Annotated in this window: 13 protein-coding genes and 1 tRNA gene; 7 read left to right on the forward strand and 7 right to left on the reverse strand. The window is 42.1% G+C overall.

The annotated features are described in order from the left end of the window. Window positions 1-91: 91 nt before the first annotated feature. Window positions 92-1,732: an amidohydrolase gene (locus HG263_RS13580; RefSeq protein WP_171626622.1), complete on the forward strand. Its 1,641-nt coding sequence runs from the start codon at window positions 92-94 to the stop codon at window positions 1,730-1,732. A gap of 22 nt (window positions 1,733-1,754) precedes the next feature. On the opposite strand, the gene HG263_RS13585 is transcribed toward HG263_RS13580, so the two are convergent. After that, a complete protein-coding gene (locus HG263_RS13585) occupies window positions 1,755-1,970 on the reverse strand; it encodes a YgjV family protein (protein WP_171626623.1) in 216 nt (71 codons plus the stop codon). Window positions 1,971-2,218: 248 nt separating this feature from the next. On the opposite strand from HG263_RS13585, the gene HG263_RS13590 reads away from it, so the two are divergent. Further along, window positions 2,219-2,875: a Crp/Fnr family transcriptional regulator gene (locus tag HG263_RS13590; RefSeq protein ID WP_171626624.1), complete on the forward strand. Its 657-nt coding sequence runs from the start codon at window positions 2,219-2,221 to the stop codon at window positions 2,873-2,875. Window positions 2,876-2,916: 41 nt separating this feature from the next. On the opposite strand, the gene HG263_RS13595 is transcribed toward HG263_RS13590, so the two are convergent. After that, window positions 2,917-3,477 (reverse strand): phosphoribosyltransferase, encoded by a 561-nt coding sequence (locus HG263_RS13595; protein WP_171626625.1) that lies wholly within the window; start codon window positions 3,475-3,477, stop codon window positions 2,917-2,919. A 295-nt stretch (window positions 3,478-3,772) separates the two neighbouring features. On the opposite strand from HG263_RS13595, the gene HG263_RS13600 reads away from it, so the two are divergent. Then, the gene (locus tag HG263_RS13600) at window positions 3,773-4,573 is read left to right on the forward strand and encodes a hypothetical protein (protein WP_171626626.1); all 801 of its coding nucleotides are present in this window, start codon (window positions 3,773-3,775) and stop codon (window positions 4,571-4,573) included. 587 nt (window positions 4,574-5,160) lie between these two features. Here the strand turns inward: HG263_RS13600 and HG263_RS13605 are convergent. Next, a tRNA-Leu gene (locus HG263_RS13605) sits at window positions 5,161-5,245 on the reverse strand. Between the two features lie 269 nt (window positions 5,246-5,514). Here HG263_RS13605 and HG263_RS13610 point away from each other — a divergent pair. Next, entirely contained in the window at window positions 5,515-6,012 is a 498-nt protein-coding gene (locus HG263_RS13610; RefSeq protein WP_171626627.1) for an RDD family protein, read from the forward strand. Between the two features lie 210 nt (window positions 6,013-6,222). Here the strand turns inward: HG263_RS13610 and lptG are convergent, their stop codons facing one another. Further along, window positions 6,223-7,290 (reverse strand): LPS export ABC transporter permease LptG, encoded by a 1,068-nt coding sequence (gene lptG / locus HG263_RS13615; protein ID WP_171626628.1) that lies wholly within the window; start codon window positions 7,288-7,290, stop codon window positions 6,223-6,225. After that, the gene (lptF, locus tag HG263_RS13620; RefSeq protein WP_171626629.1) at window positions 7,287-8,399 is read right to left on the reverse strand and encodes an LPS export ABC transporter permease LptF; all 1,113 of its coding nucleotides are present in this window, start codon (window positions 8,397-8,399) and stop codon (window positions 7,287-7,289) included. Before lptF ends, lptG begins: the two co-directional genes overlap by 4 nt. Before the next feature lie 196 nt (window positions 8,400-8,595). Between lptF and pepA the strand changes: the two genes are divergently transcribed. From pepA to HG263_RS13635, 3 genes are all read left to right on the forward strand, one after another. Next, complete coding sequence (pepA, locus tag HG263_RS13625) at window positions 8,596-10,104, forward strand: leucyl aminopeptidase (protein ID WP_171626630.1); 1,509 nt, start codon at window positions 8,596-8,598, stop codon at window positions 10,102-10,104. 114 nt (window positions 10,105-10,218) lie between these two features. Beyond that, complete coding sequence (locus HG263_RS13630; protein ID WP_171626631.1) at window positions 10,219-10,665, forward strand: DNA polymerase III subunit chi; 447 nt, start codon at window positions 10,219-10,221, stop codon at window positions 10,663-10,665. Window positions 10,666-10,688: 23 nt separating this feature from the next. After that, window positions 10,689-13,535, forward strand: a complete 2,847-nt coding sequence (locus tag HG263_RS13635; protein WP_171626632.1) for a valine--tRNA ligase — start codon at window positions 10,689-10,691, stop codon at window positions 13,533-13,535. Window positions 13,536-13,590: 55 nt separating this feature from the next. Here the strand turns inward: HG263_RS13635 and HG263_RS13640 are convergent, their stop codons facing one another. Together HG263_RS13640 and HG263_RS13645 are read right to left on the reverse strand one after the other, a co-directional pair. Next, window positions 13,591-14,856, reverse strand: coding sequence for an outer membrane protein transport protein (locus HG263_RS13640; RefSeq protein WP_171626633.1), 1,266 nt, complete (start codon window positions 14,854-14,856; stop codon window positions 13,591-13,593). Between the two features lie 522 nt (window positions 14,857-15,378). After that, on the reverse strand, window positions 15,379-16,668 hold the full coding sequence (locus HG263_RS13645; protein ID WP_171626634.1) for an HD-GYP domain-containing protein: 1,290 nt from the start codon (window positions 16,666-16,668) through the stop codon (window positions 15,379-15,381). Window positions 16,669-16,812 lie beyond the last annotated feature (144 nt).

The raw sequence follows: 16,812 nt of genomic DNA on the forward strand, positions 1-16,812 counted from the left end.
TAACTACAAACTTCAATCATATCATTATTTTGAGTCCATCTTAAAACTAAGTTATGGTGGTTAACAATAACGATAAAAAATAGGTGATCGTATGAAACTGTTGGCAGGTCTGGCCGTGCTGATTTGCAGCACCCTTAGCTATGCTCAAACAACCGTAATTCACAATATACAAGGTTACAGCCCTACACTCGAAGGTGCGTTAAGCACCTTTAATGTGCTGGTGTTTAAAGATGGTAAAGTAGTAAAAACCGGCGAAAAAGACATCATTAAAGAGTTTCCTCAAGCCACTAAAATTGATGGCAAAGGCCACACTCTTTTACCCGGCTTAATTGATGCTCACGGCCATGTTATCGGTTTGGGTAATAACCTGCTAAGGCTTGATGTCAGAGGCATAAAATCAGTATCAGCCATTGGTGAAAAGTTACGTGACTATGCCAAACAAGCACCTAAGGGATGGGTTATCGGCAGAGGGTGGGATCAAACTCTTTGGCCTGATAAACAGTTTCCAACCGCTAAACAGTTAGACCAGTATGTGAGTGACAGGCCCGTCGTTCTCACCCGGGTAGATGGACATGCCATATGGGTTAATAGTAAAGCCATGGCGCTTGCTGGCATAGATGCACGCACTAAAGCGCCAGCAGGGGGAGAGATTATTCGCTCATCAGATGGACTCCCCAGCGGTGTTTTTATTGATAAAGCCGAGCAACTGATAAAAAGTCATATTCCTCCCTCTACAACAGAGCAAAGACAGTTAGCTTTAAATAAAGCAGGCCAACATTTGCTCAGTTTGGGGATTACCTCAACCCATGATGCGGGTATTGACTATGCCACTTGGCAATTATATCAACAGCGTGCTGAGCAACATACATTGCCTGTGAGAATTTACGCCATGTTGAGTGCCAGTGATGAGCGTTTACTACCTATGCTCAAACATGGCGTTATCAAAGAAAAAGCTGATTTTTTGAGTATCCGCAGCGTAAAAATCTATGCGGATGGTGCGCTTGGCAGTCGAGGAGCTGCGTTATTAGCAGACTATCACGACAGAGAAGGTCACACAGGCCTGATGCTAGAAACACAAGCGCAGCTAGAGTCATTGCTTAAACAAAGCTTCACTCATGGCTATAGTGCGCATACGCATGCCATTGGCGATAAAGCCAACCGTATAGTGCTTGATAGCTATGAACATATATTTAAAACTGTGGGCGGCAAGTTACTACGTAATCGCATTGAACACGCACAAATAGTTCACCCCGATGATATTCCTCGTTTTAAAACGCTCAATATTATCCCTTCTATGCAGCCCATTCATGCGACATCCGACATGCATATGGCCGAGCAACGCTTAGATGAACAACAGCTTCGTGGCGCATATGCATGGCAAACGTTCTTAAAGCAAGGTAGTAAAATTGCAGCTGGTTCAGATTATCCGGTGGAGTTAGCAAACCCCTTCTATGGCTTGCATGCTGCGGTTACTCGCATGTCTCGTGATAACGAACCTGAGCAAGGCTGGCGAGCTCAAGAAAAGCTAAATAAAGAGCAAGCATTGCGTGCTTTTACCATTGATGCAGCCTATGCAGCGTTTCAAGAGCACAAGCTTGGTAGCTTGGAAAAAGGCAAATGGGCAGATTTTATATTAATCGATAAAGATTATTTTAACATTGATGCATCTGACATTGATGACATACAAGTCTTACAGACATGGTTGGCTGGCAACTTAGCTTACCAGCAATAGCATTTCCATAGCTGCATTGAGGTTATCGTGCTCGATGCAGCTTATATAAATGATAAATATTGACCAATGCTAACAACCCATTGGTGAAGGCTACCGGCCATGCATTGATCATTACCCCATAAATGGTGAAACACACACATCCCGTCAAGTTAAACCAACGTAACTTAATCACATCGCTCATCATCAGAGAGATAACTAAAAAAACTGAGGCAATGTAGCCTAAATATTCCCAAGTCATTTGTTCTCTCCAATTAGTTGGGTTAGCATAGAGGGTCGCGTAATAACGATATATGTATGGTAAAGCCTAGAATAAAAAAGCTAACTCACAAACCCCTTTGAATTAGTACCTTAGTAAGCTCTAACACGGGATGGGGGCTAAACGAGAAAAACCTCAATAGCAGGCGTGAGTTAGCATAAAAATCATTGTGGTCATGCTATCTTTATTCAATATTAATAAATAGGACAAATGTCCGAAGAGCCATCTAGATGTTTCAATATCATTTTTCAACCAATCTTGTAGAACAATTGCTGAGCTTCGCTGGCAACGCTTTTGTTCACAGTAAAAAAGACGTATTAATCCATCAAGACGAACCTTTAACTAAACTGATCTTAGTTCGAAGTGGCACGGTTTCTTTTAGTTATGATGTTGGCAACGGTCGCCGCCTGCTGCTGGGGCAGCTTGACTGTAACAATACGCTCATTGGCGAGATCGAAGCACTTAACAACCAGCCATGCATCTATACCGTAACCTGTTTAAGCGAAGTGCAATATAACTTAATTGAGCTAAAGCACTGGCGTCAATTATTACTCGATCAGCCTGAACTGAGTCTTTATACGGCTCAAACAATTGCAGCAAAATTTGCTGAAAATCAAAAGATTAACTTAGATAAACTGTTGTTACCTTTAAGCTATAACATAGCTAAAGATTGCTTACTGAGAGCAGAAAATAACAATCCTACATTGTTACGTGCCTATCCTACTGTTAATGCAGAAGCGGAGCGGTTTGCCACCACTGAGCGTGCATACAGACGGGTTGTCACTGAACTCGTAGATAAAGGTTTAATAGTAAGAAGCAGCGAGGGGTTAAAGCCTGTCGATTTAGACGCATTACAAGATTTTGTAGATAGCTTTTCGCAAGTGTGATAACTAAGCTGGTTAGCTCACCAGCTTAGTGTAAAAACAAGTTATTTAAACAAGTCTTGGATTTTGCTCAAGTCTGATTTCCCAGCAACGATTTCATCTGGTGTTAAGCCCGATAACTCATGAGGAAATACTAACCATTCATCTGACTCGTGAATAAAATAATCTGGTTTCATCGGTACTTTGGTATTTTTAGGCTTGTAGTACGGGCAAGCAACGCGAATTTCTTTTGGCAAATTAAGACGCATCAGCTCCGCTAACTTCTCTTTTAACGCATAAATACTGCGTCCAGAATCAAAAACATCATCCACAATCAATAACGAATCGCCTGCATTTGCATTTTCAATAATATAATGTAGACCATGGACTTTAATTTCTTTTGACTGCTTACCAATGCCATAATACGACGAAGTACGTACAGCAATATGGTCGGTTTCGATGCCTTTGTAGTCATAATATTCCTGAACCGCGATACCAATTGGCGCACCACCTCGCCAGATACCAATAATAAAGTCTGGACGAAAGCCGTCTTCATAAACTTGTGCAGCAAGACAAAATGAATCTTCTAGCAACTGCTGTGCGGTGATATAGCACTTATCTGACATACAAAAACCCCGTGAGAATGCGAATAATGTCGTGTGTTTGCCACTTTAACAAGCTCCTTGAAACATCAAGAAAGCTTTTAACGCAGCTTAAGTTGTAACCGCTTATTTTAGCGCAGATAAATAAAAAATGCTTGTATTGATACTAACGACTAATAAAAAGAAACGTTGCAAAGACCGCTCTTTGTGAGAATACGCCTACAACATTTTAAAATTGTGTTTAAGCGTGACAGTTGTCTAAACTAGATAGTAATGAATACGGACTATTCAACACACCAATCAAAAGAAGGAACTTACTATGAAACTACACACACAACTTATCATCCTTTGTTTTTTGGCAATGCTCCCCAAAGCAGCCTCAGCGAAATTACTAGGATGTTTTGACTGCTCTAGCGTCATCAGTAAAAGAGAAGCTATAGAAGAGTTTCGAGCGTCAAATAAACAAAATGGAAAATACGAAGTTGTAGATGTCAAAAATGGCAGTGTATTTAGTTACAATATTGAATATGACCCAGAGTTTGACAAAGTAATTGTATTTAACGCATCACCAAGTAACGCAGCGCTTAGCCACGCTGCACAATTTTCCCAAGAGTTTAGACGCTTAGAACGTTCAATTGCTAACACTAATTATACGAGTAACAACTATGAGTCTGTCTATAAAGTATACAACGATAGAAAATTTAGTGAATTAACAAATGAATACATACTCCAATCAACCGTTATAGATCAACTCGGTATTTATGTAGGCTCGGTAGTAGCAAGCGTGGGGAAACTCGCTGTAGGCGTTAACATTGTGATTGATATCGGCTTTTCCGATGGAAGCGTTATTCGCTTCAAGGTATCAGGTATTAATGTGAATGGTCAGCCTGAATTTGAGCCTATAAGTGGAAAAGACTCTGACGGCAACGCAATTCCTACCAGTAGAAGCCATTTAAACGGTACTTATCAGTTCTCAAGAGAAAGCGGTAATTGGGAGCGGTTCGTTGAGCTGAGTCGCTTTTTTGGAGTCGATGTTTTTGGATGGCATGACACTTTTTATAACAGACGTGTATTTATAACTGATTGCCCTAGTGGGGCTTGCAGTATTCAACCAAACTAACAAGGAGTAGACCGCATGCCAATTGATATAAATGTAAGATGGGTAGGATATTACGCTGTATTGTGCTTACTGTTTCCCATATTAGCGTACTTTTTACTTAGGGGAGACAGAGCAACACCAGTAAAAGATTCATTTATAATCTTGCTACTGTCGGTCGCTCCTCCTCTGCCGTTTGTGGCTTTATTAGTATTTTATTCAATACCAAACAAACAACCCGAGCATTAACACTGTATGAAATAATGAACCTAGTACTTTGCTGGGTTCATTATCTCGTTCGGATAAAAGTTAGCTTCATAAAAATACAAACCAGTCACAGTGAGAAACATGGGCCTAAGCCCCCTACAAAGCTTTTAAATAAGCTGTTCACATACAAAACTTGTAACCAAAACTAAAGATTGACTTCGTCTTTTGACTTTTTGATGCGAAGTGAGAGCACTTCCAAAATTTGATCATTAATTTTTTGTCGGACCTACATTTGAGCACCACCGCACGGCAAGCAACGCTTATAAATAAAATGCGAGTAATTATTTTCTGGGGGAGTTAAAGACATAAAAAAACCCTAACCGTAAGGCTAGGGTTATAAAAAGTGGTACCAGTGGGCGGACTTGAACCGCCACGCCCGAAGGCAACGGATTTTGAATCCGTCATGTCTACCAATTCCATCACACTGGCATAATTTTTCTTTCATCTTCTAAAACAAGAGAAAATAAAGAAAAACCACTTTGAGCTAGGGCTTTGTTTATAATGCCTTCGTCTCTATGCCATGCATTATACAAACATCGCTTCGCTGGGCAAGTAATTTTTTAACTGAGCTACACCAACTGCTTGGTATTTGTACAAAACAACTATAAAACCGCCATTTATAATGATTTTCGCCATTACCTGCTAGGTTGTGTAAAATACTGCAAATCTGATCGTTTGTTTTGAGTGAGAGTTCACACATGTCACAGTTTCCAAGCGCTGGCTTCTTTCGTCGATTCGCTTCACTAATCTATGACGGATTAGTTGTTATTGCTTTTGCAATGCTAACAACAGTGATTTATTTATTGATTATACAAGGCTTTATATCTGCAGGCATATTAACGATAGGGGCACACCCTGACGTTTCAGCTTACATTCAAGCATCCCCCACTCTTTACACAATTCGCGCAGTTTTGTTGGTGTTAGTTGCCATCTTGTTCTACGCCTACTTTTGGACTAAAAGTGGACAGACTATTGGCATGAGAGCCTGGAGATTAAAAGTACAAACTCACTCGGGGGAATTATTGCCATGGTCTACCGCTTTATCGCGAAGCATATGTGCATTATGTGGATTAGGGAACTTATTCGTGTTAGTTGATTTTAAAAAGAAGCGCGCTTTGCAGGACCTACTTTGTAAAACTGAAGTAATTGTATTAACTAAAGAAGAAAACAAAAAAGTTTATAACAGTTTAGATTAACTTGGTTAAGCCCAGCAGTCGTGCTTAATGTAATTCGTTTCACAAATAGTTAGAGAGGACAACATACGTATGTTTCAAGAAGACGACATATATATGTTTGGGCACTGCCGTCTTCGTAATTAGTCCTCGTAGTTCTGAGCCTATTTCGTCATTCTGAACTTGCTGTCGAATCTCATGATTGAAACAAGCGACATTTTGCACTTAGTAGGCTTATTGGTTACGTTTGAGCAAGTAGCTGGCAATAACAACAAACAGTATGCTTGGCATCATCGCACCAACCACCGCAGGTACGTTATATACCATCACTATTGGACCGAATATTTCATTACTCAAGTGAAACGCCAACCCGGTGATCACACCCATTATAATTCTCGCGCCCATGCTCACTGAGCGCAGCGGACCAAAAATAAAAGACAGTGCCACTAAAAGCATCACCGCAACAGTCAGTGGCTGCATGACCTTTCGCCAAAGTGCTAAGTCATAGCTACTGGTATCTTGCTCATTTTGCTCTAGATAAGACAAATACGACCAAATCCCTCTAAATGACAGAGACTCAGGATCGACAGAAACAACATCTAGCTTCTCTGCTGTGAGCTGGGAGTTATATATTTGCGACTCTCGGTAATGGGTGGTGATTTTTTCTTCACCCAGAGTAACTTCTTCGATACCGCTGAAAATCCACCCTTGTGGCACACTCCTTCCATGTTCGACGCGCATCACTTTACTAAGCTCTAAATCATCATTGAAATAGTAAATGCTTACATCTTTAAGATCACCCGACTTTTCAATGTTGCCGATATTTATAAAATTACTACCATCTTTAGCCCAGACACCTTTTTGTGCATTAAACACTTCACCACCAAAAATAGCGTTGTTTCTAAGTTGTTTGGCGGCCTTTTCAGCTTGCGGTACGCCCCACTCACCCAATGCCATCATACATAGCGCTAGTACAATCGCTGTTTTCATTACCGAGCCGATGATTTGCAAACGTGACATACCAGCCGCCTGCATCACAACCAACTCACTGCTTGATGCCAACGCCCCCAGTCCTGTCAATCCACCAATCAATGCCGCCATCGGGAAAAACACCACGACATCCGAAGGCATACTATAAAAGGTATACAGCATCGCATCTGCCATATCGTAACTACCGCGACCTACTGACTTCAACTGCTCGATATACTTAATGAGCGTATTGATCCCCACAAATACCAAAAGCGCAAACCCAGTGGTTTGCAAGATGCTTCGACCCAAATACAAATCTAATGTTTTCATCATGCAACCGACGCCTGTTTTGTTAACAGTGAGCGCATCCATACTCCAAATGGTCGTCCTTTAGCAATCAAATAAGCGCCGATAAATAATACACTTAAATGGATCCACCAAAGTCCTACCGCAGAAGGGATCTTACCCTCAGCGACCAAAAACTTTCCTGCATTTAATAAAATAAAGTAGCCAAGATACAAACTGATAGCAGGCACCAACTTGGCGAATTTGCCTTGACGAGGGTTTACTACGCTCAGAGGAACCGCAAGTAACGTTAACAGAATAATAGAAATGGGCACTGACAGGCGTAACTGAAACTGAGCCGCCGCTTGAGGCGTATCCATTTCGAGTAACTGTAACGTAGGTATTGCTTCTAATTTGCGTCGCTGGTGTTCTATGATTTGCTCACGTATTTGTACTTGGTAGCTGGCAAATTCGGTTTTGTTTAATGCTTGGCTTAAACCGTCCGTTTCGTAGCGTTTACCGTCATTTAGCACAAGTTGTTGCTCACCACTTTCTTGCTCAATCACGCGCCCTTTTTGAGCATAAACAATACGTGCTGCTTGGTTGGAATCTTTATTGGGGAGCTGTGCCACGAAGACTTTGTCCAACTCCTTCCCTTGATCCAAGATATTGTGAACAAACACCACTGCTTTTTCATTACCCGTTTGTTGAAATCGCCCGGCCCTAAGCGCTGATAGCCCAGACTCAGCTTCTGCCTGCTCTTTTAGTTGATATTCTTTTTCAGACGCCCAAGGTGCCACATACAAACTGACCCCCCCGGCTAGCATGGCAAAAAAAACACTCGACACTAACGTGACTCGAACCACATACCACTCACTGACGCCACAAGCTCTTAAGACTGTCATTTCACTGTCTGCATACACGCGGCTGTAAGCCAAAATAATGCCTAAAAACAAACTTAGCGGTAAAATATAAACAGCCAATTGTGGTAGTTTGAGCATCAACACCGATGCCACTAGCTTCGCTGGTAAGTCACCGTCTGACGCATCACTGAGGATCCGAACAAACTTTTGCGACAAGAAAATCGTCATCAACGTGAGAAACACGGCGACCTGCGATTTTAATACCTCAGCAGTTAAATAACGAAAGATTAGCAATGTTTGCCCCTATAAAACTTCGTGTTTCACTGGAATAGTGGGAAATTTTGAGTAAACTGGTTATTTTAGTCAGTTTATTATATGCCATCAAATTTAATTATCATACCAACAGTCAGAGATAATCACGCATTAATGGTATTGATAGTAGCGTCGGCATAAAGTTCAAAAAGACATAACTTTAGACTCAGGAGTCGCAATGGAATTCAGCGTAAAAAGTGGTAGCCCAGAAAAACAGCGCAGTGCCTGCATCGTAGTTGGTGTATATGAGCCTCGCCGTTTATCTCCCATCGGTGAACAGCTGGATAAAATCAGTGATGGCTACATCTCAAATTTATTGCGTCGTGGTGACTTAGAAGGTAAACCAGGGCAAGTATTATTACTGCATCATGTCCCTAACGTGCTTAGTGAGCGAGTGTTGCTAGTCGGATGTGGTAAAGAAAGGGAATTAGACGATAAACAATACAAGCAAATAATCTCTAAAACCATTAATACCCTTAATGACACAGGTTCTATGGAGGCGGTTTGCTTTTTGACCGAGCAACATGTTAAAGGTCGAGACACCTATTGGAAAGTACGCCAAGCAGTTGAAACTACACAAGACTGTTTATACACATTTAATCAATTAAAGAGTAAAAAAGTCGACCCTCGCCGTCCACTTCGTAAAATTGTTTTTAATGTACCTACTCGCCGTGAATTAACCATTGGTGAGTCGGCTATTGAGCACGGCTTGGCCATCGCTGCAGGTGCTAAATTGTGTAAAGATGTGGCTAATATGCCACCGAACATTTGCAACCCTCGTTACTTAGGTGAGCAAGCAAAAGCGTTAGAAGAGTTCAATAACGTCTCTGTTAATCTCGTTGGCGAAAAAGAGATGGAAGAGCTAGGTATGCATTCTTACCTCGCTGTTGGTCGAGGCAGTGCCAATGAATCTGTCATGTCTGTTATTCATTACAACGGCGGTGCAGAAGACCAAGCTCCTATCGTATTTGTGGGTAAAGGTCTGACTTTTGACTCGGGTGGTATTTCCTTAAAACCGGGCGAAGCCATGGACGAGATGAAATACGATATGGGAGGTGCTGCTGGCGTATTAGGGTTAATGCGTTCATTAGTTGAAATGCAGCTGCCAATCAATGTAATTGGTGTGCTTGCTGGCTGTGAAAACATGCCTAGCTCAAACGCTTATCGCCCAGGTGACATATTAACCACTATGTCAGGTCAAACCGTTGAAGTGTTAAACACTGATGCTGAAGGCCGTTTGGTATTGTGTGATGCGCTGACTTATGTAGAAGCTTTTGAACCTGAAACAGTTGTTGATGTTGCAACTTTGACAGGCGCTTGTATCGTTGCACTGGGTGCGCATGCAACTGGACTTTTGTCAACACACAACCCTTTGGCTCACGACTTACTTAAAGCCGGTGAACAAAGTGGTGATAGAGCATGGCAACTACCTTTATGGGATGACTATCAAGAGCAACTAGAAAGCCCTTTCGCCGATTTTACCAATTTAGGTGGACGAGCAGCTGGCACCATTACTGCCGCATGCTTCTTATCTAAGTTCACTAAGAAGTATAACTGGGCACACCTCGATATAGCAGGTACAGCTTGGCGCAGTGGCAAAAATAAAGGGGCAACAGGACGTCCAGTGCCAATGTTAACCCAATACTTGTTAAATCGCGTTAACGTGACAGACGCACAGCAAGATTAACCTAGCCAGATTGATTGATGGCATGGGGTTTCTGTGTCAAAATGCGCCTTTATTTTGAACGCTGAGTTTTGCCTGTAGAAATACAGAATAACCGCCCATTATGAAGTCAACGCCATGACCATCAATGCACAATTCTATGTGTTAAAGCATGACAATGAGCCGGATGCTAAACTACCGGCTCATTTTGATCTAGCGGCCCGCACTGCTGCCGAACAATATAGAGCTGGTCAGCGCGTATTTATCTATGTTGATAGCGTTGAAGATGCCCATGCCATTGACGAGCATTTATGGTGTTTTGAAGCTGATAGCTTTGTACCACATAACTTACAAGGCGAAGGCCCTAAAGGTGGAGCACCAGTAGAAATTGGTCAAACACCGCCCATTGGCAGACGTTCGGTGCTCATTAATTTAGCAACTAAGCTTCCGGATTTTATCCGTCGCTTTGCACAAGTTTATGATTTTGTTCCGAGCGAGGCTATGGCGACGCAAGCAGCACGCGAGCGGTTTAAGCATCTACGCCAACTTGGCGCCAGTATTTCAACCAAAGAAATTGAAAATTAAAGTATTTATTAAGGTTCTGTGAAATGGATAAAACCTATAATCCACAAGATATAGAACAGTCTTTATACCAAGACTGGGAAGAAAATGGCTATTTTAAGCCATCAGGCAAAGGCGATGCATATTCAATCATGATCCCACCGCCTAATGTCACAGGTAGCCTACATATGGGCCACGCGTTCCAAGATACCATCATGGATACGCTCACTCGCTACAAGCGTATGAAAGGTAACAATACTTTATGGCAAGTCGGTACAGACCACGCAGGTATCGCCACACAAATGGTCGTAGAGCGCAAACTGGCAGCTGAAGAGAACAAAACACGTCATGATTTAGGTCGTGACGCTTTCATTGATAAAATCTGGCAGTGGAAAAACCAATCTGGTGGCACCATTACCAAGCAACTTCGTCGTTTAGGTGCATCAGTAGATTGGGAGCGTGAGCGTTTTACCATGGATGAAGGTTTATCTGAAGCCGTAAAAGAAGTGTTCGTGCGCCTTCACAAAGAAAACCTTATTTACCGCGGTAAACGTCTAGTAAACTGGGACCCGAAATTACACACTGCAATTTCAGATTTAGAAGTAGAGAACAAAGACAAGCAAGGCCACATGTGGAACTTGCGCTACCCACTTGCTGATGGCATTAAAACGCTTGATGGCAAAGATTACATCGTCGTGGCAACCACTCGTCCAGAAACCATGCTTGGTGATACCGGTGTTGCTGTAAACCCAGATGACGAGCGTTATCAACATCTCATTGGTAAAGAAGTTTTATTGCCTATTGTCAATCGTCGTATCCCTATCGTTGCCGATGAGCACGCAGATATGGAAAAAGGCACTGGCTGCGTAAAAATCACCCCAGCCCACGATTTTAACGATAACGAAGTTGGTAAGCGTCATGAGCTGCCAATGATCAACGTATTCAACAAAGATGCTGCGATTATAAATGCTGGTGAATGCTATGCATTTGACGGTAAGCCATTAGAGTTAGACGCACCTATTCCTGAGCGTTTCCACGGCCTAGACCGCTTTGATGCTCGCAAACAAATTGTTGATGAATTTGAACAAGCTGGCTTGTTAGAAAAAATCGATGACCATAGCTTAACTGTACCATATGGCGACCGCTCTGGTGTTGTCATTGAGCCGCTATTAACTGATCAATGGTATGTACGAGTTGCACCACTTGCGAAGGTAGCGACTGAAGCGGTTGAAAACGGTGAAATACAATTTGTGCCAAAGCAATACGAAAACATGTACTTCTCTTGGATGCGTGATGTTCAAGACTGGTGTATCTCGCGTCAGTTATGGTGGGGTCACCGTATCCCAGCTTGGTATGATGCCGATGGCAACGTGTTTGTTGGCCGTGACGAAGCTGAAGTTCGTCGCGACAATAACATTGCCGACAATGTTGTATTAAACCAAGACGAAGATGTATTAGATACATGGTTCTCGTCCGCACTTTGGACTTTCTCAACGCAAGGTTGGCCAGAAAATACCGACGACTTAAAGGTATTCCATCCATCTGATACGCTAGTAACGGGCTTTGATATTATCTTCTTCTGGGTGGCCCGTATGATCATGATGACCATGCACTTCATCAAAGATGAAAATGGTAAGCCACAAGTGCCATTTAAAACCGTTTATGTGACGGGCCTTATTCGCGATGAAAATGGCGATAAGATGTCAAAGTCTAAAGGTAACGTCCTTGACCCACTTGATATGATTGATGGTATCGATCTTGAAAGCTTAGTTGAAAAGCGCACAGGTAACTTGATGCAGCCACAGCTAGCGAAAAAGATTGAAAAAAATACTCGCAAAACCTTCGCTGATGGCATTGAGCCACATGGTACAGACGCATTGCGCTTTACCTTGGCTGCCATGGCCTCAACAGGCCGCGATATCAACTGGGATATGAATCGTTTAGAAGGTTACCGTAACTTCTGTAACAAGCTTTGGAACGCAAGTCGTTACGTACTGATGAACACTGAAGAGCAAGATTGTGGCTTTGATGATGGTGAAAAAGTTTATTCGCTGGCTGATCGCTGGATCTTAGGTCAGTTCCAAAACACAGTTAAAGTTTTTAGTGAGCACTTAGATAACTACCGCTTTGACTTAGCGGCGAACACTATCTACGAATTCACTTGGAACCAGTTCTGCGATTGGTACTTAGAGCTTACTAAGCCAATCTTGTTCAAGGGCAACGAAGAACAACAACGTGGTACACGACATACTCTGATCACTGTGCTTGAAGGTCTGCTACGTTTAATGCACCCACTTATGCCGTATATCACAGAAACTATCTGGAAGCGTGTTGCGCCATTGGCAAACATTGATGCGAAAACCATCATGCTTGAGCGTTTCCCTGAGTTTGACCAAAGCCAAGTTGATGAGACTGCAATGGCGGATCTCGAGTGGGTGAAGCAATTTATTCTGGCAATTCGTAACATTCGTGGTGAAATGGACATTAGTCCAAACAAGCCGTTAAATGTGCTACTTGCTAAGGCTGATGCGCAAGACTTACGCCGCTTAGAAGATAATAAAGCCTTCTTAAGTGCACTCGCTAAACTTGAAAGCTTTAAGGTACTAGATAGCGCTGATGAAGCACCAGCAAGTGCAACTGCATTTATCGGTAACCTCGAGATCATGATCCCCATGGCTGGTTTGATTGATGTTGAAGCCGAACTTGCTCGTATCGCAAAACAACTTGAAAAAGCGCAAAAAGGCTTAGAACAAGTTGAGAAAAAACTCGCGAACGAAAAGTTTGTAAATAATGCGCCTGAAGCAGTATTGGCAAAAGAAAAAGAAAAGCTTGCTGAATTTTCTGATGCTAAAGCGAAGTTGCTTGAGCAAAAAGCAAAAATTGAAAGTTTATAAAGGCTGACTAATTTTGTATAAAAAGGGCAGTGTACACTGCCCTTTTTCTTGACGGCTAGAAACCTAAGTTAAATTGCACACCCAGCACAGTTGCATGGCCATTAGACTCAAAGCCCCATGCTTGTCCAAGATTATCCTTTTCAACAAAGTGTTGTGTTTTGCCGCGTAAAAAACTCACGCCAAAGTCCAGCGAGCTATTTTTAGAAACTTGATATTCGGCACCAAATGAGTACCACATACGATCCGTATCAGGAATAGAAATAGACATATGATAAGGATCCGCAGGCGATTTATCATAAGCGATTCCTAATCGCAGTTTTAAATCGTTGCCATATTGGTGATCTGCACCGATTGCGTAACGCATAGAATTAGAGAAGTTTTCATCTTTGCTAAATACCGTACCACGCCCTTTTACCTCGGCTGCTAATGTCTTAAAGCTACTCCATCCAGTCCAAAGCACACTATAGTGAAGTGAGCTACTTTCGCTAATGGTATGGCTACCAGAAAACTCTGCAATAGCGGGTAGAGTAAGTTCTAAACTACCAGGTAAAGTACTACCAGCAGTACCGTTAAAAGGCGCTCCAGCAGGTAATTGATTACTAAACTCACCGTCAAATACAATGTCGGTTTCGCTGCGATAATGCAAGCCAAAGCGGCTATCATCATCTATTTGATAGCTAAGCCCTAAATTCCAGCCATAGCCACTATCATCCCCTTCTAAATGCATTGCTTGTGTTGCCGCAGGTACAGGAAGAGGCGACGCGCCAAAAGTACGCACTATTTTCGCATCTGCGTATACATAGTTAACACCAAGAGCAACGGTGAACTCTTTTGAGACTTCATAGGCAACACTCAAATTGGTATTTACCGTAACTATCTCCGTTTCACCGGCTAGCTGCCCTGCAGCATAGTCTGTTACAAACTCAGTTGCTAAACCAAACTGAGAGTAAACCCCCATTCCTAAGAATAATGACTCATTAATAGGCGTCATAAAATAAACTGCAGGCACAACAGCACTTGGCGCTATGCTTGAATCATCCAGTTTATTTGGGGCTACACCGTTATTTGTCGAGGTACCTCGAAGGCTAACATCAGGCTCAACATACATGGCACCAACACTTAGCATAGTGCTGTCAAATTGGCTCATAAGCGCTGGGTTGCGTGCAATAACTGAAGCATCATCAGCAACCGATGCTTCACCTGCATACGCGCGCCCAAGTCCTGATACACTTTGCTCTGCTAATTGAAAGGCAGCTGCAAAAGCGTGTGAAGATACTAACATCATACTTGATGCGAGTAGCGTTTTTTTAAATACAGACATTTTCTAATCCCATGTGTAAAGTCACATTTTTAAAACCTGCACACACTACCTAAAACAAGATTAAAAAGCTGCAATTTCGAGATAATACTCTAATCAATCGAACATTTTTACATCACAGCTTAAAGTTTACGCAGCCAAACACCCATAAAAAGCACTCAAATACAAATAACTCTCATTAGCATTGACGAGGATGGACAATTTAATTAGACTTCTTAGAAAGCCCAACAATGGATCTAAAAGACATGCTGTTACTCATATTAGGTGCTCTGACCTTTTCAGGAGTGAGTGTTTACTGCTGGTGTAAGGCCACATATTGTGCTTGCAGACATGCTGGGCAATGCGATAATCCTATAAGCTATTATTGGCTGGTTGGAATTTGTGCGTCTTTATTGGCATTGCTACTTTGCTGTTTGGCACTACACACAAATAAAGGCACGGTACTGTGGTTAATTTTAACACTGTCTTGTTTAGGTGGCGCATCAATGTCAGCTAAATTCAGTGCTCTAAAACGACGTAAAAAAATTAAGCTAAAAGGTGATCTTTTAATAGGCGAGATAAGTTAATTTGATAATCTAAAGGCCGTATGCTGGCAATCACTTTGATATCATGATCAGGAGAGCTTAAATCAAGTTCCTTAGCCGTGATATGGTGCATGTGTTTTGTATTGTAAAATATTCTCACATGTGGCGCGGTCGGGGCATGTTTATTACCAGCAAGCACCAAAGCGAGTCGCTCATTCGTTAGTTTAACGATAGAACCGACAGGATGAACTCCAAGACATTTGATAAAACGCTGTACGAGCACAGGGTCAAATTTATCTTTGTTAGTCAGTAAATGGCGCAGAGCATGAACAGGCTCTTCGCCTTGTTGGTATGGTCGCTCTGAAGTCATGGCATCATATACGTCAACAATCGCCATCATTCTTGCAGCTTTACTTATCTGTAGCCCTTTTAAGCCCCGAGGATACCCCGTGCCGTCAATTCGCTCATGATGGTTGATTATCATGTCCATGATCATTGGGGTGATGCCTTGCTCTCCCTTTACTAAACCTAAAGAATGAACGACATGTTTTTTTACCGCTTTGTATTCTATATCAGTAAGCTTGTCTTGTTTATTAACCAAGCCTTGAGGTAAACGTGCGTGCCCCACATCATGCAACATAGCGCCCATTGCAAGCTGCTGAATGAGGCTTTGTGACAGGCCTAAATATTTAGCAAATACACTTATCAAAATGGCGCAATTAATCATATGCCGCCAGTTATAGCCTTCTCTATCTTGCAAACGCGTTAAAATAGCCATGGCATTACTGTTGCGCAATACTGACTCTACGATTTCTTTGCTTATTTGATTAATCAGACCAACATCTGCTTTTAACCCAGACGTCACATCTCCATACAATATTTGTATTTTTCTATTGTGTAGCTCAAATGCTTGGCTAGCAAGCTCAAATTCTCGCTCAAGTGAAGTCGGTTCTGTTGACTCCTGAGCTCTCTTTTTAGTGCGTCGTGACGGCTGCTTCTCTCCAGCCATACCAGCTCTTCGACGTCGTTCTCGAGCATCAAGCTTTGTTGCTTCAGGTTTATTACGCTCTTTTTTTGCTTCAACCTGATATTTTTCAGGAACTGCAATTTCACTCAAATCAAAGTCAATATTGAGCTCTAATACACCTTCTGCAGAGAGTTTGTCTATGATGTCGCTGTCTCTGACCATACCACGAGATTTGATTTTGACACCCGTATCTGCGCGTTGCTTGTGAACACTGTCTACAAACATACCAGGCTTGAGTTCAGAAATCGGCAGAGTCACTCGCATAGTAGGATCATATAAAAAAGGACGACAGGTACGATTAATAGCACTTTTTGACCCTAAGAGTCTATATTTCGAGTATTAAATAATAATTAACTATTAGATAAAAAATCAATAGGAGGGAGTTAATGTAGAGTTTTTAGGTGTAAA

This window comes from Pseudoalteromonas caenipelagi (assembly GCF_013140855.1).
Lineage (GTDB): Bacteria > Pseudomonadota > Gammaproteobacteria > Enterobacterales > Alteromonadaceae > Pseudoalteromonas > Pseudoalteromonas caenipelagi.